This window comes from Rhizobium sp. NLR16a (assembly GCF_017948245.1).
GTDB lineage: Bacteria > Pseudomonadota > Alphaproteobacteria > Rhizobiales > Rhizobiaceae > Rhizobium.
In genome coordinates this window covers 488447-506362 of sequence record NZ_CP072865.1, presented here as the reverse complement: position 1 = coordinate 506362, position 17916 = coordinate 488447, and the positions used below count along the sequence as shown (strand labels likewise).

The window sequence follows — 17916 nt, the reverse complement described above, 5'->3', positions numbered from 1 at the left end:
GTTCGGGTAGCGTGTAGGGGGCCAGACCACCTTTCGGCGGCGGTAAAGGGGATAATTATGCGGGTACTTCTCATCGAGGACGACAGCGCTACGGCGCAGAGCATCGAATTGATGCTCAAATCAGAGAGTTTTAATGTTTACACCACCGATCTCGGTGAAGAAGGCGTCGATCTGGGCAAGCTGTATGATTACGACATCATCCTTCTCGATCTGAACCTGCCCGACATGTCCGGATATGAAGTGCTCCGCACTCTCCGGCTGTCCAAGGTCAAGACACCGATCCTCATTCTGTCGGGCATGGCAGGCATCGAGGACAAGGTTCGCGGCCTCGGCTTCGGCGCCGACGACTACATGACCAAGCCCTTCCACAAGGACGAGCTCGTCGCCCGCATCCACGCTATCGTTCGCCGCTCCAAGGGTCACGCCCAGTCGGTCATCATGACCGGCGAGTTGATCGTCAATCTCGACGCCAAGACCGTCGAAGTCGGCGGCCAGCGCGTCCATCTGACGGGCAAGGAATATCAGATGCTGGAGCTGCTTTCGCTCCGCAAGGGCACCACTCTCACCAAGGAAATGTTCCTGAACCACCTTTACGGCGGCATGGACGAACCGGAGCTGAAGATCATCGACGTCTTCATCTGCAAGCTGCGCAAGAAGCTCGCCAACGCCGCCGGCGGCGCCAATTACATCGAAACCGTCTGGGGCCGTGGTTACGTTCTTCGCGAGCCGGATGGCACCGAATATGCGGAAACCGCTTGATCTTCCGATCCCCCTTATCGGATGACGAAATCCCGCCCTTTCGGCGGGATTTTTCGTTTGCACCGCCGGCGCTGCCGCCCCGTTAGAGGGATTCCGCCTGATCTGGCCGAACAGGTTAACATTCCGGTCAAGGAAAAGCGCAGCGTCAGCCGGAGCCCGGCGGCGCTTGCGGCACTATGCTCAGGGACGGCCGATGCGGCCGGGAAGAAAGCTGATGTCAGGCAGCAATCGCGCGGTTTCCGAAAACGGCGGTTAGGATCTTACGATCGAACGGCTTCAGCAGGAAATCGGTGGCGCCGGCTCGTTTACCCGCCATCAGCTTCTTCAGATCCGCCTCGATGACGCAGTAATAGATCTTGACCTCTTTGCCGCCGTCCATGGCGCGGATCGCCGCGATGAGGTCGAGCGCACCTTCCATGCCGGAATCGACGATGAGGTATTCCGGCAACTCTGCCTGGCAGCGCTGCAGCGCCTCGGCGGCATCGGAGGCCTCGCTGACGAGAAAGTCGAGTTCGGAGAGAATGCGCTTGCCGACCTTACGGACAATGTCCGAATTATCGGTGATCATGAACCTTTGCATGACTACTCCTTTCCCCGCATTCGTCGCAACGAGGGGTCTTCCACAACCTAAGAGAATAGGTCCATCAGGCTAAGGAATCGTTACCGGACGGGCGAGAGCATGCTGCTGCACGCCGAAAAATCAGACCGCAGCAACCGTCGCCGTGAACACCAGTTCGTCCGGACTTGCGCTGTGGTCGAGCGTCATTCCGCACTCCTCGGCCAGAAGCACGGCGTAGTACGGCTGGATCGAATGGGCGTCGATCGCTTCCTCGATCGTCCCCGTCGATATCTCGACGAATTTCGGCGGCAGACGCATCAGCTTGCCTTTCACCGAGAGGGTGAACTTGGCCTCGAATTCAGGATTTTCGAGCGTGACCTCGAGCACGCCGCCGCGCGGAATCGCCGAATAGGCGACGAGGAAGAGGTTGAGCAACAGCTTGACGCGGTTCTTGGCCACGATGGCACGCGGTCCGTTCCAGATCACCTCGGTCTTCTTCTCGGCGAGGGCAAAATCCTTGGCGGCCCGCTCGGCCTCGCCGGTATCGATCGAGGCGCCGACTGAACCCGATGCGCCGAAGGCGAGGCGCGCGAATTTCAGGCGGACGGAAGCGTTGAGCGCACTGGTGCGGATCAGATCCATTGCATCGGAATCAGCGCCGCCTTCATCCAGAAGCTCCAGGCCGTTGTTGATCGCGCCGACGGGCGAGATGACATCGTGGCAAACGCGGCTGCAGAGAAGCGCGGCCAGATCCGGGCCGGACAGGGTGAGGTTCGGGTTCTTGGACATCATCGTCTCCTGAAGGGCGGCAATCTCATCGCGCCCGCAAATATGCTTCATCAAAATTGCGCGAAGTTTGCGATCGTATTCAGTGCCATAATGACACCATATTTGGTAAACCGATTGTTAAGATCATCGGCGCAAAATGCAGCAATCGACGCGAGCGGGTGCCCGCTCCAGCCAAACGACGAACGGATGACATCATGCGCCCTCGATTTCCGCACCGATTCATTGGCTTCTGCAGGTTGCTTTCGGCCCTCGTCTTCTCCTCGCTGATGATTGCCGGGCCGGCCGCGGCCCAGAACAACGGTCAGTATACGATGCAGGAAATCATCGATGCCGGCCACTCCTTCTTCGGCTCCGCCAGCGGCGGCCTTGCCAAGGTGGTCGAGAGCGCCTTCCAGAAATACGGCCTGCCGAACGGTTATATTCTTGGGCAGGAAGGCGGCGGCGCCTTCATCGCCGGTCTCACCTACGGCGAAGGCCAACTCAACACCAAGAACGCCGGCGAGCATCCGCTCTACTGGCAGGGCCCGTCTCTCGGCATCGATTACGGCGGCCAGGGTTCGCGCGTCATGATGCTGGTCTACGACCTGCCCTCCATCGACGGCATCTATGCCCGCTTCGGCGGCGTCAGTGGCTCGGCCTATGTGATCGCCGGCTTCGGCATGACGGTGCTGAAAAACAATGACGTGCTGGTTGTGCCGATCCGCACTGGCGTCGGCGCCCGCCTCGGGGTCAATGTCGGTTATCTCAAGATCACCCAGGCGCCGACCTGGAACCCCTTCTGAGGCGGTAAAGCGGCAGGAATCGGCTGCCGCCGGCATCGGCGGCCTTGCCATGCGTGCCATGCATGCTTAATCATCGCGGCTGACCCCGTATTAACTGTCGAATCGATGGCCGCGCCGTGATCGAATACGCTCTCTTGTTCGGATTGGGCTTCCTGACCGCGGCCTTCCTCGTCTTTCTGGTCTCGCCGGCCGTTCACCGCCGCATTGTCTGGTATACCGAAAACCGTCTCAAGGCGACGATGCCGCTGAGCCCGCAGGAGGTTCGCGCCCAGAAGGATATGGTGCGCGCGCTTCATGCCGCCGAGAATGCCCGCACCACCCAGGACCTTCTGCGTGAGCGCGAGAAATCCCTGTCGCTCCAGCTGCGCCACGATGCGCTCGCCGTCGATGCCGGCAGGCTCGCCGCCGAGATCGGCGAATTGCAGGCCCAGATCGGCGAGATGCATGTCGAGGCGGCCGAGCAGCGCTCGCACCTGCGCAAGGATGAGAACTACATCAGCCAGTTGAAAACCAATCTGCATATTGCCGAACAATCCGCCGCCGACAAGGAGAGCGAACTGGCGACAATGCGAACGCGGCTGAGCAAACTCATCGAACAGGCCGACGGGCTGAGAATCGATCTCGCCGCGCGTGAGACCGAAGCGGAAAGCCTGAAATTCCGCGCCAACGCGCTGCGCGACGAACGCGACACATTGCGCCAGGACGTCAACCTGCTCCAGAAGCGGGCTAGGGATGCCGAACAGAAACTGACGCAGCAGCAGCATATGGTGATCCGCCTGGAGGACAAGGCTGCACGCGAAAGCGCTTCCGCCGCCGAGAAGGAAACGCAGCTCGCCCGCCGTCAGCAGGAGATCGCCAAGTTGAAGGAGCAGTTGAAAGCCGCCAATGCCGAGATCCGCAAGATCAACCGGGTGCTGCGCGATGCCGGCCTGGCCAAGATAGCGGCGGAACTACCGGCGGAACTGACGGCTGAAGACACGACCGCATCCGTGCTCGACACGGCCGCTGTGACGGCTGAGATGGGCGAGGATGTCCGCAAGCGCAGCGCCGCCCTTGCCGAGCGCCTGCAGAAGGCAAAGTCCGTCACCGGACGCGATGGCGCGATCCGCGAGGAGATCGCCTCGATCGCCGCCAATATGGTCGCGCTGACCGCACTCAACGAGGGCCCTTCCTCACCGATCCACGCGCTGCTGCCGGATGCCGGCAACAAGAACCCGAACGATCGCGTCAGCCTTGCCGACAGGGCGGCGGCCGTCATCGCCAATCCGGTGCGTTAGCCCATCGATCCGACGCGCGTCGTTCCAAACGTCAGATCCGCCCCATGGCGGAGGCCATGGAAAACAATGCGATCCCCGTCGCAGTCGCCGCGTTGAGACTGTCGAGCTCCTCCGATTGCGGGATACGGGCGCTCTGAAAGTGCGCCAGCAGTGCCTCCGGCAAGCCCTCCCCCTCCGTGCCGATGACGAGCGCCATGCGTGCCCCGGCCGGAATGGCGCGGATGTCGGTCTTCCCATGCGGCGACAGCGTCCAGATCGCAAACCCACGTTGGGCAAGCGCCAGAAGCAGGTCCAGCGCCTTGCCGCCGCGCCGGTGCGGAACGCTCAACACCGAGCCGACCGACACGCGCAATGCCTTGCGATAGAGCGGATCGCAGCAGGTTTCGTCGAGCAGCACGGCATCCGCCCGGAAGGCGGCAGCATTGCGAAACATCGAGCCGGCATTGTCGTGGTTGGAAATGCCGCAGCCGACCAGCACCAGCGCCCGTTCCGGCAATGCGTCGAGAAGTGCTGCCTCGCCGCGGTCCTCTCGCTTGCCGAGGGCGAGAACGCCGCGATGCAGATGAAAGCCGACGACACCATCGAGCACTTCAGCCTCGGCGACATAAACCGGCACGCTAGCCGGAAACCGTTCGAGGATGGATTGCAGACCGTCGACGCGATTGCGCAGCAGCAGGATTTTCTCGGCCGAGAAGCCGCGACGTGCCGCATGCGCCTCGGCGAGCATGCGCAGCACGACAGTGCCTTCGGCGATAAAGCGGTTTTCCCGGCCCGTCAGGTCACGCTCTCTTATATCGCGAAACTCGGCAATGCGTGGGTCGTCGGCGCTGTCGATGACGATCGGGGCCATCTCGCCTCAATTCCCGGCGACGGTGACGTCGGCGACGGTGCGGCCGGTCCTCAGATCGAATACCAGCGCCTTCCTCGTGCCTTCAACCGTTTCTCCATAGAACAGGATCTGTCCCGCCGAAAACGAGGTTGACTGCACCTTGAACCCGAGCGGCAGGGAAAGGGTCGCAGCAAGCGGTGCATCCGAAGGCACACCGGAAGCTGCGGCAGTGGACGCGGTCTCCTTGGGCTCGCGCATCGTCTTGTAGACAACAGCGCCGAAGACCGCCATAAGGCTGACGAACATGATGGCGCCGGATACAATCTGCAGGCGGACCATCTTGCGCCGGACACTTTCCATCGCCGGATCAAGGGGCTTCTCTTCCTGGTCGTCTGGCTCGATTGCGGTCATCTTTGCGTTCCGTTCTAAAAATACGTCGGAGAAGAAGCGTCTTGAGCGACCCCTTTAAACAAGCAGCCGGCATTAGAAAAGTCCTGACCGCCGATGAAACCGCCGAAGGCCGGCTCGACGCATGGCTGACCGCGCAGGTCGGTAAGGATTTTTCCCGCAGCCGCATCAAGGCGCTGATCAAGGAGGGGCTGGTTTCTTTGCGAGGCGAGCAGGTTACCGATCCGCAGCGCAAGGTGCGCGTCGGCGACAGCTTCGAAATCACCCTGCCCGAACCTGAAGACCCGACCCCAAAGGGCGAAGATATCCCGCTCGACATCCTTTATGAGGACGATGACCTTATCGTCATATCGAAACCGGCAGGTCTGGTCGTCCATCCCGGCTCCGGTAACTGGACAGGAACTCTGGTCAACGCGCTGATCCATCATTGCGGCGATACGCTCTCCGGCATCGGCGGCGTGCGCCGTCCTGGCATTGTCCATCGTCTCGACAAGGACACGACAGGCGTCATGGTCGTCGCCAAGAACGACGTCGCCCATCGCCACCTCTCGCTTCAATTTGCCGACCACGGCCGCAGCATGCCGCTGGAGCGGGCTTACCGGGCAGTCGTCTGGGGCCGTCCCCGCGCTCTGTCGGGAACAATCGATGCGCCTCTCGGCCGCGCCACCGGCGACCGCACCCGCCGGGCCGTCAAGCGCACCGACAGCCAGGATGCCGACGCGGCGATCACCCACTACGAAGTGATCGAGCGCTTCCAGGAGAACCCTGACGCGACCGCGCTCGCGTCGCTGGTCGAGTGCCACTTGGAAACCGGCCGCACCCATCAGATTCGCGTGCACATGGCCCATATCGGTCATCCGCTCGTTGGCGACATCGTTTACGGCGCCGGCTTCAGGACCAAGGCCAATCTGCTGCCCGAAGAGATCCGCAAGGTTGTCAATGGTTTCGGCCGTCAGGCACTGCATGCCTTCATGCTGCAATTCGAGCATCCCCGCACCGGCGAACTCAAGCATTTCGAAATACCGCTGCCGGACGATATGGTGAAACTGGTCGAGGCATTGCGACGATAAAGCGGCTTCGGGACACCGCTCTCGCCGCCTCACACCTGCGTGAGCGGCACCTTGAACCGCCGTTTCGCCATACTTATCTGTATATGGACTTAGTGCGGGCTTGGAACAAAAGCCGCACGTCCCGGTTCGCCTTTTAACGCGGGGGCGCGTTTCCATCGGGAGCCGGAATTCACTTTAGGAGGGTGCACTATGGCCCGAAATACCTTGCCGTCCATTACCGCCGGCGAAGCCGGTCTCAACCGTTATCTCGACGAAATCCGCAAATTCCCGATGCTGGAGCCGCAGCAGGAATATATGTTGGCCAAGCGTTATGCCGAGCATGGCGACCGCGACGCTGCCCATAAACTCGTCACCAGCCATCTTCGCCTCGTCGCGAAGATCGCGATGGGTTATCGCGGCTACGGCCTGCCGATCGGCGAAGTCGTCTCTGAAGGCAATGTCGGTCTGATGCAGGCCGTCAAGAAATTCGATCCCGAACGCGGCTTCCGCCTCGCCACCTACGCCATGTGGTGGATCAAGGCCTCGATCCAGGAATATATCCTACGGTCGTGGTCGCTGGTGAAAATGGGCACGACCGCCAACCAGAAGCGTCTGTTCTTCAATCTGCGCCGGCTGAAGGGCCGCATCCAGGCGATCGACGACGGCGACCTGAAGCCGGAGCACGTCTCGGAAATCGCCACCAAGCTGAACGTCTCGGAGGAGGAGGTCATCTCGATGAACCGCCGTCTCTCCGGCGACGCCTCGCTGAACGCGCCGATCAAGGCGGCCGAAGGCGACAGCGGTCAATGGCAGGATTGGCTTGTGGACGACCATGAGAGCCAGGAAGACGTGCTGATCGAACAGGATGAGCTCGAAACCCGCCGGCGCATGCTGGCCAAAGCAATGAGTGTTCTGAACGAACGCGAGCGCCGCATCTTCGAGGCCCGCCGCCTTGCCGAGGATCCGGTGACGCTGGAAGATCTCTCGGCCGAGTTCGACATCAGCCGCGAACGCGTCCGTCAGATCGAAGTCCGCGCCTTTGAAAAGGTGCAGGATGCTGTTCGCAAGGAAGCCCTGGAACGCGCCAAGGCCATTCGCGTCGTCGAAGCCACGGCCTGATCGGCTGAGCTCGAGAATTGCAAACGCCACCTCCTAGACGGGAGGTGGCGTTTTTGTTTTGTAGCGGGCGACGCCTGCGGGAAGGACGTCAAAGGGGTGCCGTGCAGCCCCCCTCATCCGACCCTTCGGGCCACCGTCTGCTGGGGAGAAGAGGAGGAGCAAGCTGCTCGCCCTCATTTCCAAAAAGAATGCTTTATGAAAGACAGGAGCTTGCCACGATTCTCTTCTCCCCAGCGGGGGTCCGAAGGACGGGTCGAGACCTGTGGCTCGACGCCAGCGGGAGCCAGCCGGCGAATGAGGAGGCCGGTGGCACAAGGCATCGAGAACCCACTCACTGGCTCGTGGAGACATCCCCGAGTGCAGTCCACTCCTTGATGGCTGTATTGAAGGCGTTCGTTCCCGTGCCCCCCTTCTCCATTGTCAGCAGCGCACGGCGGCCGTTGCGGTAGGTGATCGGAATATCGATCCAGTTGCGGGTCGACAACAGATCGAGATTGGCCTTGCGCGCATCGGGATAGTCGTTGAGCGCAATCATGTGGAAATCATCGGTGATCTTGGCCGGAACCGCGATCAGCGCGTCGCCGCGATCCTGTTCCGTGCGCTTCATCGAAATGCGCTGGACGCTCTCGATGCTGCCGCCTTCGAAATTCGGCGGCACCGAGAAGACGATCTCGACGAGATGACTTGCCGGCAGGGACGGATCGGAGTTGCGCTTGAAGGTAACGAGAGCGGAGAGGTTGCGCTCGGGAACGCTGACGTTGCCCTGCACCGTCGCCTCCTGCCGGCCGTCCTGGCCGGCCTCGTGCTGGACGCTCCAGACGACCGTTCCCTCGATGGCCGTCGGCGAGCTCTGGCCGATACGCTCCTCATAGAGGAACATTTTTTCCGACGAACCGACCGGCGCAGCCTGCTGCGGCGATGCCGTGGGACCGTTCGGCGTCAGCGTTTCGGGCGGGGCCGCATCGCCTTGCGCGCTGGCGGGCGGCGTATCCGCTGCCGCAACATTCTGTTCGGCCACCGATTTTCCTTCGGCAGTCGGCGTTCCCGGCACCGTCGCCGGACCGCTATCGACTTCAGTTCCGTCGGAAAGCAGTCGTTGCGTAAATTTGGAATTGGCCGCCGCGCCGTCATTGTTCAATGACGCCACTTGCTGGTTCGGCTGTGCCGCGGCCGGCGGCGGATTCTGCGCTTCCGGCGCAACTGGCTGGGCTGGAGTCGGCGTGGCCTGAGTCGACGTCTCGGACCCCGCCGGCGTCATTGCCGCCTCGTTTCTCGTAGCCTGCGATGGCGCCGAGCTGACAAGCCCATCGACCATCGCCACCAGCGCTTCTCTGTTCATCCAGCCGGCATAGGCGCCGCCACCGATCAGGATAAGCGCGAAGAGGAGAGTGATTATCGTGCCGATGCCGAAGCGGCGGCGCTTCGGTTCCATGCGGAAATTCTTGCCCTGCAGCTTCGAGGCGACGATCTGATCGATATCCATCGCCGGATTGGCGTCGTCATCGTCGGCGGCGATCGGACCGCGGCGGTCATAGCCACGCAGGGCCTTCGCTTCGCGCCACTCCTCGCTCGGCGCGCCGGCGGGGGGTGTAGGCTTGCCGTCGTGCACCTCCGCGAAGATATCAACGTCGTCGAAATGCGATGAAACGGGCGTCTTCTTGTCGGTGCCTGCCTCGATCGGCGGCAGGTCGTCAAAGGCAGCCTTCTCCCAGGAGAAAGCTTCCTTAGCGGCCGGCATGACAGCGGCGGGCGCCATTTTCTCGAGACTCGATATCACGTCTTCGAAGGCACGCGCCGAAGCGTCGCCGGTGACCGGCGCCGTTTCCGAATATTGCCGGAGCTCCTCTTCGGCCCATTCGGTCTCAGCATCCTTGGGCGCCGGAGCCGGCGTCTCGACGGCAGGCTCGGCCCAGACAGGATCGAAATGTCCCGCAGCATCCGCCTGCAGCGGCTCCTCGCGGCTATGTTCGACGAATTCCGCCCGATCGAAATCGGCGACCGGCTCCACGAGCCGGTTGGATGCATGCTCCATGCCGCGTGTGATCGGCTGAAACGACTCGATGGGCTCGTAAGCTGCCTCGGCCTTCGGCTCATGGCTTTCCGCCATCGCCGGTTCGGCCGCGATCTCCTGGGGATGCTGCTCATCGGCACGATGCTCGTCGGCTTCCTCGTAGGAATGATCGGCAGATGGCGTTTCGAAGCCGTGATGTTCCGGCTGCATTTCTTCGGCGGCGACGTCACGCGCCTCGCCGGCATGCCATTCCTCGGCCGGCGCCTCCTCCTCATGCGAGGGATGCCAATAGGCCTCGACGGGTGCAGCTGTCTCAGCGGAAACAGGTGCTTGTTCGGGCTCAGGTTCCGCGGAAAGGGGCTCCTCAGCCGCGACCTCTTCCTCAGTTTCCTGCCGTGCGTCGGCTTCCAGGTGATCCGGCTCGTGGGCTGCGTCGGTTGTCGGCGATCCCGCATCGGCTTCACCGGCCGGCTCGTCGACAGCCGTCTGGGGCGCAGGCGGCGACGTGCTTTCGTCAGGAACCGCTTGTTCTTCCAAGATTTCCGGCGCGGCGCCGGCGCCAGCCGCCTCATCGAGGGGCAGCGCTTCGGAGTGTTCAGCCTCCACTTCGCGGATGGCGGCCTCGAGCTTTTCGAGCTGGCGTTGCAGCATGGCTTCCGGCGGACGCGGCTTCATATTCTCGAGCTGCCGCTGCACTGCGCCGCGAGCACGCTCGTAGACTTTCACCCGCATCTCGGGGGTATTTTCAGCCAGGCCATCGACGGCCCGCCGAATAACTGCAATAAAATCCGCCATTCTTACTTTCTCAAGAAGTCCGGCCTTCTGCCGAACTGTCCTCCACAGTGGGCCGTGACCTTAATCCTCAAACGGATCGGTCACAAGTATCGTGTCGTCCCGTTCCGGACTGGTGGAAAGGAGCGCGACCGGCGCTCCGATCAGTTCTTCGACCTGGCGAACATACTTGATCGCCTGCGCCGGAAGATCCGCCCAACTGCGGGCGCCGACGGTCGATTCTTTCCATCCCTCCAGCGTGACATAGATCGGTTCGACCCGAGCTTGCGCTCCCTGGCTTGCGGGAAGATGATCAATCTGTTCGCCGTCGAGCATATAACCGACGCAGATCTTCAATTCCTCGAGACCGTCGAGCACGTCGAGCTTGGTGAGCGCGATGCCGGTGATGCCGTTGGTGGCGACCGACTGGCGCACCAATGCTGCGTCGAACCAGCCGCAGCGACGCTTGCGCCCCGTCACGGTACCGAACTCATGCCCCTTCTCACCCAGGAACTGGCCGATTTCGTCGGTTAGCTCCGTCGGGAACGGACCTTCGCCGACGCGTGTCGTATAGGCCTTGGTGATGCCGAGGATATAGCCGAGTGAGCCAGGTCCCATGCCGGAACCGGCCGCCGCCTGGCCGGCCACGGTGTTGGAGGAGGTTACGAAAGGATAGGTGCCGTGATCGATGTCGAGCAAACTGCCCTGCGCGCCTTCGAACAGGATGCGGGCGCCCTTGCGACGCTCCTTATCAAGCAACAGCCAGACCGTGTCGCGGAACGGCAGCACCCGATCGGCGATCGAGGTCAGTTCGTCCATGATCGCCTGGTGGCTGACCTCGGCGACGCCGAGGCCGCGGCGAAGCGCATTGTGATGCGTCAGGATGCGGTCGACCTTGCCGGAAAGGCTGTCGAGATCGGCAAGATCCATGACCCGGATGGCGCGGCGGCCGACCTTGTCCTCATAGGCCGGGCCGATGCCGCGGCGCGTCGTGCCGATCTTCGTGCCGCTGTTGGACGCCGCATCCTCGCGCATCGCGTCGAGCTCGCGGTGCAGCGACAGGATGAGCGTCGCATTGTCGGCGATCCGCAGATTATCAGGCGTCACCTTCACGCCCTGCGCCTCCAGCCGGCCGATCTCGGCGATCAGGGCATGCGGATCGACGACGACGCCGTTGCCGATCACAGCCATCTTGCCGGGACGCACGACGCCGGAAGGCAACAGCGAGAGCTTATAGCTCGTGCCGTCGATGACGAGCGTATGGCCGGCATTGTGGCCGCCCTGATAGCGCACGACAATATCCGCACGTTCCGAAAGCCAATCGACAATTTTGCCTTTGCCTTCGTCACCCCATTGCGAACCGACCACGACTACGTTCGTCATCCAACTCTTCCTGTTACCGGCGGAGAACCGCGCACCTGCTCAAACCCGCGCATCTATAAAGCTTTGTTTTTGGGAAAGCGACCCTGTTGTCACAGCCGATTGGGCTTTTTACGTGACAAATCAGCAGCCGGCAGTCTATTTCCCCTGGGAAAAAGCCGATTATCTCTAGCAAAGTGACGAGGAAGCACGCTCTTGCAAGCCACAGCCTATATCTGCCTCGTCATCGCCACCCTCTGCTGGGGCGGCAACTCCGTCGCCGGCAAACTTGCGGTCGGTCATATCAGCCCGATGATGCTGACCTTTCTGCGTTGGTTCCTCGCCGTCGCGCTCATCGCCTTGATATCCGTGCCGCAACTGAAGAAGGATTGGCCCGTGGCGAGGAAAAACCTGCCACTGCTCCTTTGCTACGGCGCCATCGGCTATACACTCTTCAACGCCATGCTCTACTCGGCGGTACAATATACGACGGCGATCAACGTCGCCATCGAGCAAGCCGGCATTCCGATGCTGATCTTCCTGTTGAATTTCTTCTTTTTCCGCACTGGTATCTCGCTGGCGCAATGTTTCGGCTTCGGCATGACGCTGCTGGGCGTGGCGCTGACGGCTTCCCATGGCGACCTCGCCACGCTGCTGCAATTGCAGCTCAACCGGGGCGACGGGCTGATGCTGATCGCGATTGCCGCCTATGCGCTCTACACCATCTTCCTGCGCTGGAAACCGGCGGTGGATTGGCGCACGCTGATGGCCTTTCCCGCCCTCGCCGCCATGCTGACCTCGCTGCCGCTGCTTCTTTGGGAGATCGCCCGCGGCGTTGCGCAGTGGCCGGACCAGGCCGGTTGGAGCATCACCTTCTATACGGCGATCTTCCCCTCATTGCTGGCGCAGATCCTATATATCAAGGGTGTCGAGGCTATCGGCGCCAACCGCGCCGGTCTCTTCATCAATCTCGTGCCGGTGTTCGGAACACTGCTCTCCGTCGTTCTGATCGGAGAACGGCTTCAGTCCTTCCATATGATAGCGCTGATGCTGACGCTCGGCGGCATCGCGATCGCCGAAAAGGGCCGACCGAAAGCGTCCGCTCCCACCGTGCCCGCCTCGCCCGTGGACTAGCTAACCAAGCTCCAGCGTCGTCACTCCGAAGACATGCTTCAACGGGATGGCTGGCGCTGGTCCCCGATACATCCGCATGGTCTCGAACACCGGCTGGAGGCCTATGCTTTCGGCAAGCGCGATCGCCTCGCGGTTTTCGACGGGGATGTCGATGAAGATCTGAGCGCCCTTTGCTTCGGGGATTAATTCGACAAGCAGCGCCGCGGCGCTGTCTGCATCGTTGGCGAAAAGCGGGCCGATCTTGTAGCCTTCATAGCAGCGGCGGATCGTGCCGTAGCCGCGGATCTTGTGGCTTTTGCGGACCACAGCCGTACGCCGCCCCTTACGGCTGCTGCACCAGGCGGCGAGGAAGGCATCCCGCGGCTGCGGAAAGATCGCCGCATCATAACGCTGCAGCCCTTCCAGGCGTGAATCCAGCGCCGGCTGCGCGACAAGCGTCGAGCCCGGCAAAGAGGAGGCAACACCGCCGTAACGAATGGTGGAATAGGCGGGCTCAAAGCCAGCCTTGCGATAATTCCCCTGCTGCGCGGCAACGGCGTCGAGACCGATCGTCCGACCTTCCGCCGTGGCGATCCCCGCTTCCCAGATCGCCTTGCCATAGCCCTTGCCGCGGAAATCCGGGTGAACGATGTAGAGGCCGAGAAAGGCGAAGCTGTCGCCATATTTGACGACTGAGAGCGAGCCGACGGGGACTTCACCGACGGAGCCGACGAAAAATCCCGACGGATCGGCTTCGAGGAATGCAAACGAATCGTCGAGACCCGGATTCCACCCCTCCTGACGCGCCCATTCGAGCACGAGTTCCAATTCGCCGGGCCGCATCGAACGAACGGCAAATTCCGAATTCATGCGCCCTTCCCAGATTGAATGTCCCGCAAGTCCATCCCGCCAACGGCAAAGCAATTGTCAGGTCACCGCCACCGCACCTGCGAATGATGGAGAAGCAGCGCCGATGGTCTTGACCACGCCTATAGTCGTTTTCAGTAAGCTTCGTTTCCGCATTACCATGAAACAATGCCGTTGCAAGCTCAAGAAAATTACTTGGCGCCCAATAATCGTCCTGCCGGCGCGAATAAATGTCGCGCCGAAATCTCTCGCTTACTCAACCCCGAAGACCAAGAAGCATTTCAGCGGAAATCAGCCACCTATCGCTGCCCTTTGCTTTTCCACTCCGCCCGCGAGCGAAGGGAACAGCCGGTCTGTCTGGGCTGCCGGCGCGGGATAGCCGAACGCATAACCCTGCAGACCGTCGCAACCCAACTGCGCCAGCACCGCGGCGTGTGCCTCGGTCTCTATGCCCTCGGCGATCACCTCGACATCGAGCGCCTTGGCGATCTCGACGATTGATCCTACGACGCGCCGCTGCTCGTCCGAGCTGACGACCTCAGCAACGAGTTGCCGGTCGATCTTCAGCCGCTTCGGCCGCAGCTTGACGAGACCGATGAGCGAGGCATGGCCCGATCCGAAATCGTCGATTTCGATGTCGATGCCCAGCTGTTTGATGTCATCGATATGATCGAGCAGCTTTTCGTCGCTGTCGTCCAGGAAAATCGTCTCGACCAGCTCGAACACGACTGCGCCCGGCGGAATATCGAGCTTCTTCAATTTGCCGAGCAGCGCCGGATCGGCAAGGCGCGACGCCGAAATGTTGACGGCGATGCGCGGAACCGCAACGCCCCGCAACTGCCAGGACAACCGGTCTTCGAGAACGCTCTTCAGAATCGCGGCGTCGATCTCGGCCGCAAGCCCGTGCTCGTCGGCGACCTTGAGGAACACCCCCGGCGCAAGCACGCCCTTCTCGGGATGTTTCCAGCGGGCCAGCGCCTCGAAGCCGATCACCTCGCGCGTTTGGGCGTCGAGCTGCACCTGATAATAGGGAACAATCTCGCCGCGATCCAGACCGAGCTTGAGCTCTTCAGCCAGGCGGCGTTTCGATCGCAGATCTTCCTGCAGTTGCCTCGTAAAGAATTCGATGCGGTTGCGCCCAAGCTTCTTGGCTTGATAGAGCGCCAGGTCGGATTCGGCCAGGAGGTTGCGTGCCCGCCGATCGCCGCTCCATGAAACGCCGATCGATGCACCGGATTGCAGCATCTCTTGACCGAAACGGATCTTCTTCCGCAGCCGCCGCTGAACATCCTCTGTGATCAGTCTCAATTCCGCGAGATCGGCGAAATTGACGAGCACGATAACGAACTCGTCGCCGCCAACGCGGGCAACCATACCGTTCGCGGGAATGGCAGCGGTGATGCGAAGGGCCGCGGCCCGCAGCACCGCATCGCCGGCCGCATGGCCGTGGCTGTCGTTGATCTGCTTGAACTGGTCGAGATCGAGATGCAGGACGCCAAGCGTCGTGACGCTCCGGTCCGCCGGCAGCTCTGCGAGCCGTTTGTCGAGCAGGCGGCGGTTCGGCAGACCGGTAAGGTAATCATGATCGGCAACATGCTCGATGCGCGCATTGCTTTCCTCAAGCGCCAGCGCTCTCGCCTCGGCCACCATCTTCTGTCGCTCGAGTTCCGCGTTGAGCTGCACGTCGGCCGTCACATCCCATTCGGCGCCGATGAAGGAGGGCGCCCCCTCCGCATCCACATAGAAATGCGCCCGCGAGCGAAGGTGGCGGATCTCGCCGCTCGGCAGCACGATCCGGAATTGCGAGTCGTATGCGCCTCGCGCCGTGATCGCCTGTTCGAAATCGCGTTCGGCCCGCTCGCGGTCATCAGGGTGGATCGCATTCGACCAGAACCATGCCGGCACATGTCGGCATGTCTCGCCGGTTTCGTAGAGCCGGTGCATCTGCGCATCCCACAAGATCCCGCCCTTGGCGATGCTGTACTCCCAGACTCCGATCCGGGATGCATCGAGGGCGAGTTCGAGCCGGCGCAGAAGATCCTGGAACTCTTGTTCGGATCGTGTGGCTTTGTTTTCTGACAACGCGGTCTCAGCCTTGGAAGCTTCCTTAATTGCAATATGGTCTCAAGCCGGCATTAAAGAAGCCTTGTGCGGACGCCCGAACTGGTCACTAGGTGAACTGTTCGTTACGACGTTCCTTTTTGGATCATGAGATTGCAATCTGCGTTCAAACCACATCAATGGTTGTGCCGTGGCGTGTTTTTCGCGATCTGGCGGAACTCCGAAGCCCCCTCTAAAACCGCGCCGTCAGACAGTTGCGTGACCGAGCGGCGGTAGATCCGCTGCCACGGCGTCGCATCCGCCAGCACCGCCGGAATGCCGTCGGCCTTGCGCCGCTCGATCTCGGCGTCATCCACCAGCATGTCGCAGCGCCCCACATTGAAATCGATGCGGATGACATCGCCGGTCCGAAGCCAGGCGAGGCCGCCACCGGCTGCACTTTCCGGCGAGGCGTTGAGAATCGATGGACTGTCGGCGGTGCCCGACTGACGGCCGTCGCCGATCGTCGGCAGACTCCGGATGCCGCGTTTCAGGAGATGATCCGGCGGCTGCATGTTGACGACCTCAGCCGATCCAGGCCAGCCGAGCGGCCCCGCTCCGCGGATGACGAGGATGGTATCCTCGTCGACGCCGAGTTCAGGGTCGTTGATGCGCCTGTGATAATCCTCGGAACCATCGAAAACCACCGCCCTGCCCTCGAAAACACCTTCCCGCCCGGGCTCCAGAAGATAGCGCTGGCGGAAATCTTCCGAGACTACGCTCATCTTCATGATCGCGAAATCGAAGAGATTGCCCTTGAGGACGAGGAAGCCCGCCCGCTCCTTCAGCGGTTCGTCGAAAGGCCGGATGACCTCGCGGTCGCTGGCCTGGCGGCCTTTCAGGTTCTCGGCCATCGTCCTCCCCGTCACCGTGCGACAGTCGCCGTCGAGCTTTCCGGCCTGCAGCAGCTCCCACATGATCGCCGGCGTGCCGCCCGCGCGGTGATAGCGCTCGCCGAGATAGGCGCCCGCCGGCTGGACATTGGCCAGAAGCGGGATATCGAAGCCGTGCACCTGCCAGTCATCCGGATAAAGTTCGACGCCGGCGTGCTTGGCCATGGCAGCCAGATGCGGCTGCGCATTGGTCGAGCCGCCGATCGCCGAATTGGTGCGGATCGCATTGAGGAACGCGGCCCGCGTCAGGATATCCGATGGCTTCAGATCCTCGAACACGATCTCGACGGCGCGCCGTCCGGTGCGGTAGGCCATCTGCCCCCGCTCCCGGTAGGCGGCCGGAATGGCGCCGCAGCCGGTGAGCGATAGGCCGAGTGCTTCCGCCAGCGCATTCATCGTCGAGGCGGTGCCCATCGTATTGCAGTGACCGACGGATGGAGCCGAATCGAGCGCCGCCTGCAGAAACTCCTCCCGATCGATTTCACCGGCCGCATATTTCCGCCGCATCCGCCAGATGACGGTGCCGGAGCCGGCCAGTTCCCCCTCGTGCCAGCCATCGAGCATCGGCCCGCCGGAGAGCACGATGGCCGGAATATCGACTGTCGAAGCAGCCATGATTGCCGAAGGCGTGGTCTTGTCGCAGCCGGTGGTCAACACGACACCGTCGAGCGGATAGCCGTAGAGGATCTCGACAAGGCCGAGATAGGCTAGATTGCGGTCGAGGGCGGCGGTCGGGCGCTTGCAGTTCTCGAAGATCGGATGCGTCGGAAATTCGATGGGGATGCCGCCCGCGTCGCGAATACCGTCACGCACGCGCTTGGCGAGCTCGACATGCACCCTGTTGCAGGGCGTCAGATCGCTACCGCTCTGGGCAATTCCGATGATCGGCCTGCCGGACCGCAGTTCTTCCGGCGTGATGCCGTAATTCATGAAACGCTCGAGATAGAGCGCCGCCATGTCGATATGATCGGGATTGTCGAACCAATCCTGCGAACGCAGGCGGCGCTTCTTCGGTTGGCTGTCCGTCATTATCATCCTCCCGATCGGCTATTCTTCTCTTTGAAGTCGAGAAGCGAAGCACTGCATTCCGTCACCATTTCCGCAACCGCGCCGGCTTGCCGGCATCGACTACCCGGATGGTGGAGATGGAGCCGCGCCGATCCTCCCATCTGCTATCCGTCTTTGATAGTCCCCTCGTCCACGGTTGCAACCGTTTTGATGAACGTAACGC

The 17916-nt window shown here is 61.9% G+C and carries 15 protein-coding genes; 6 read left to right on the top strand and 9 right to left on the bottom strand.

The annotated features are described in order from the left end of the window. The first annotated feature begins 57 nt into the window (after positions 1-57). Positions 58-759 carry a response regulator transcription factor CtrA gene (gene ctrA, locus J7U39_RS02245; protein WP_007533606.1) on the top strand — a complete coding sequence of 234 codons (702 nt, stop codon included), beginning with the start codon at positions 58-60 and terminating at the stop codon, positions 757-759. A 217-nt stretch (positions 760-976) separates the two neighbouring features. Here the strand turns inward: ctrA and J7U39_RS02240 are convergent, their stop codons facing one another. Both J7U39_RS02240 and J7U39_RS02235 read right to left on the bottom strand, forming a co-directional pair. Next, positions 977-1339: a response regulator gene (locus J7U39_RS02240; RefSeq protein ID WP_210630083.1), complete on the bottom strand. Its 363-nt coding sequence runs from the start codon at positions 1337-1339 to the stop codon at positions 977-979. A gap of 120 nt (positions 1340-1459) precedes the next feature. Further along, on the bottom strand, positions 1460-2107 hold the full coding sequence (locus tag J7U39_RS02235) for a histidine phosphotransferase ChpT (protein ID WP_210630081.1): 648 nt from the start codon (positions 2105-2107) through the stop codon (positions 1460-1462). Between the two features lie 194 nt (positions 2108-2301). Between J7U39_RS02235 and J7U39_RS02230 the strand changes: the two genes are divergently transcribed. After that, positions 2302-2889: an EipA family protein gene (locus J7U39_RS02230; RefSeq protein WP_210630079.1), complete on the top strand. Its 588-nt coding sequence runs from the start codon at positions 2302-2304 to the stop codon at positions 2887-2889. A 116-nt stretch (positions 2890-3005) separates the two neighbouring features. Next, entirely contained in the window at positions 3006-4166 is a 1161-nt protein-coding gene (locus J7U39_RS02225) for a hypothetical protein (protein WP_210630078.1), read from the top strand. A 31-nt stretch (positions 4167-4197) separates the two neighbouring features. On the opposite strand, the gene J7U39_RS02220 is transcribed toward J7U39_RS02225, so the two are convergent. Further along, entirely contained in the window at positions 4198-5016 is an 819-nt protein-coding gene (locus J7U39_RS02220) for an RNA methyltransferase (RefSeq protein ID WP_210630076.1), read from the bottom strand. Between the two features lie 6 nt (positions 5017-5022). Then, on the bottom strand, positions 5023-5406 hold the full coding sequence (locus J7U39_RS02215; protein WP_064804557.1) for a hypothetical protein: 384 nt from the start codon (positions 5404-5406) through the stop codon (positions 5023-5025). A gap of 41 nt (positions 5407-5447) precedes the next feature. Between J7U39_RS02215 and J7U39_RS02210 the strand changes: the two genes are divergently transcribed. Together J7U39_RS02210 and rpoH are read left to right on the top strand one after the other, a co-directional pair. Further along, a complete protein-coding gene (locus J7U39_RS02210) occupies positions 5448-6473 on the top strand; it encodes an RluA family pseudouridine synthase (protein ID WP_210630074.1) in 1026 nt (341 codons plus the stop codon). Positions 6474-6662: 189 nt separating this feature from the next. Next, a complete protein-coding gene (gene rpoH, locus J7U39_RS02205; protein WP_020922112.1) occupies positions 6663-7571 on the top strand; it encodes an RNA polymerase sigma factor RpoH in 909 nt (302 codons plus the stop codon). A 331-nt stretch (positions 7572-7902) separates the two neighbouring features. Here the strand turns inward: rpoH and J7U39_RS02200 are convergent, their stop codons facing one another. Both J7U39_RS02200 and J7U39_RS02195 read right to left on the bottom strand, forming a co-directional pair. Beyond that, positions 7903-10377: a hypothetical protein gene (locus tag J7U39_RS02200; RefSeq protein ID WP_210630073.1), complete on the bottom strand. Its 2475-nt coding sequence runs from the start codon at positions 10375-10377 to the stop codon at positions 7903-7905. Positions 10378-10437: 60 nt separating this feature from the next. Continuing rightward, complete coding sequence (locus J7U39_RS02195) at positions 10438-11736, bottom strand: adenylosuccinate synthase (RefSeq protein ID WP_210630071.1); 1299 nt, start codon at positions 11734-11736, stop codon at positions 10438-10440. Positions 11737-11928: 192 nt separating this feature from the next. Between J7U39_RS02195 and J7U39_RS02190 the strand changes: the two genes are divergently transcribed. Beyond that, positions 11929-12846, top strand: a complete 918-nt coding sequence (locus J7U39_RS02190; RefSeq protein WP_210630069.1) for a DMT family transporter — start codon at positions 11929-11931, stop codon at positions 12844-12846. On the opposite strand, the gene J7U39_RS02185 is transcribed toward J7U39_RS02190, so the two are convergent. The 3 genes from J7U39_RS02185 to J7U39_RS02175 form a co-directional block, all read right to left on the bottom strand. Continuing rightward, positions 12847-13695, bottom strand: coding sequence for a GNAT family N-acetyltransferase (locus J7U39_RS02185; RefSeq protein ID WP_210630067.1), 849 nt, complete (start codon positions 13693-13695; stop codon positions 12847-12849). 288 nt (positions 13696-13983) lie between these two features. Beyond that, positions 13984-15774: a GGDEF domain-containing phosphodiesterase gene (locus tag J7U39_RS02180; protein ID WP_210630066.1), complete on the bottom strand. Its 1791-nt coding sequence runs from the start codon at positions 15772-15774 to the stop codon at positions 13984-13986. A gap of 155 nt (positions 15775-15929) precedes the next feature. After that, positions 15930-17714, bottom strand: a complete 1785-nt coding sequence (locus J7U39_RS02175) for an IlvD/Edd family dehydratase (RefSeq protein ID WP_210630064.1) — start codon at positions 17712-17714, stop codon at positions 15930-15932. Positions 17715-17916: the final 202 nt, after the last annotated feature.

Excerpts from the sequence above, each read along its gene's own strand:
- J7U39_RS02185 (WP_210630067.1), bottom strand. The coding sequence starts at position 13,695 with ATGAATTCGGAATTTGCCGTTCGTTCGATGCGGCCCGGCGAATTGGAA.
- J7U39_RS02215 (WP_064804557.1), bottom strand. The coding sequence starts at position 5,406 with ATGACCGCAATCGAGCCAGACGACCAGGAAGAGAAGCCCCTTGATCCG.
- J7U39_RS02235 (WP_210630081.1), bottom strand. The coding sequence starts at position 2,107 with ATGTCCAAGAACCCGAACCTCACCCTGTCCGGCCCGGATCTGGCCGCG.
- J7U39_RS02195 (WP_210630071.1), bottom strand. The coding sequence starts at position 11,736 with ATGACGAACGTAGTCGTGGTCGGTTCGCAATGGGGTGACGAAGGCAAA.
- J7U39_RS02240 (WP_210630083.1), bottom strand. The coding sequence starts at position 1,339 with ATGCAAAGGTTCATGATCACCGATAATTCGGACATTGTCCGTAAGGTC.
- ctrA (WP_007533606.1), top strand. The coding sequence starts at position 58 with ATGCGGGTACTTCTCATCGAGGACGACAGCGCTACGGCGCAGAGCATC.
- J7U39_RS02200 (WP_210630073.1), bottom strand. The coding sequence starts at position 10,377 with ATGGCGGATTTTATTGCAGTTATTCGGCGGGCCGTCGATGGCCTGGCT.
- J7U39_RS02220 (WP_210630076.1), bottom strand. The coding sequence starts at position 5,016 with ATGGCCCCGATCGTCATCGACAGCGCCGACGACCCACGCATTGCCGAG.
- J7U39_RS02230 (WP_210630079.1), top strand. The coding sequence starts at position 2,302 with ATGCGCCCTCGATTTCCGCACCGATTCATTGGCTTCTGCAGGTTGCTT.
- rpoH (WP_020922112.1), top strand. The coding sequence starts at position 6,663 with ATGGCCCGAAATACCTTGCCGTCCATTACCGCCGGCGAAGCCGGTCTC.
- J7U39_RS02175 (WP_210630064.1), bottom strand. The coding sequence starts at position 17,714 with ATGACGGACAGCCAACCGAAGAAGCGCCGCCTGCGTTCGCAGGATTGG.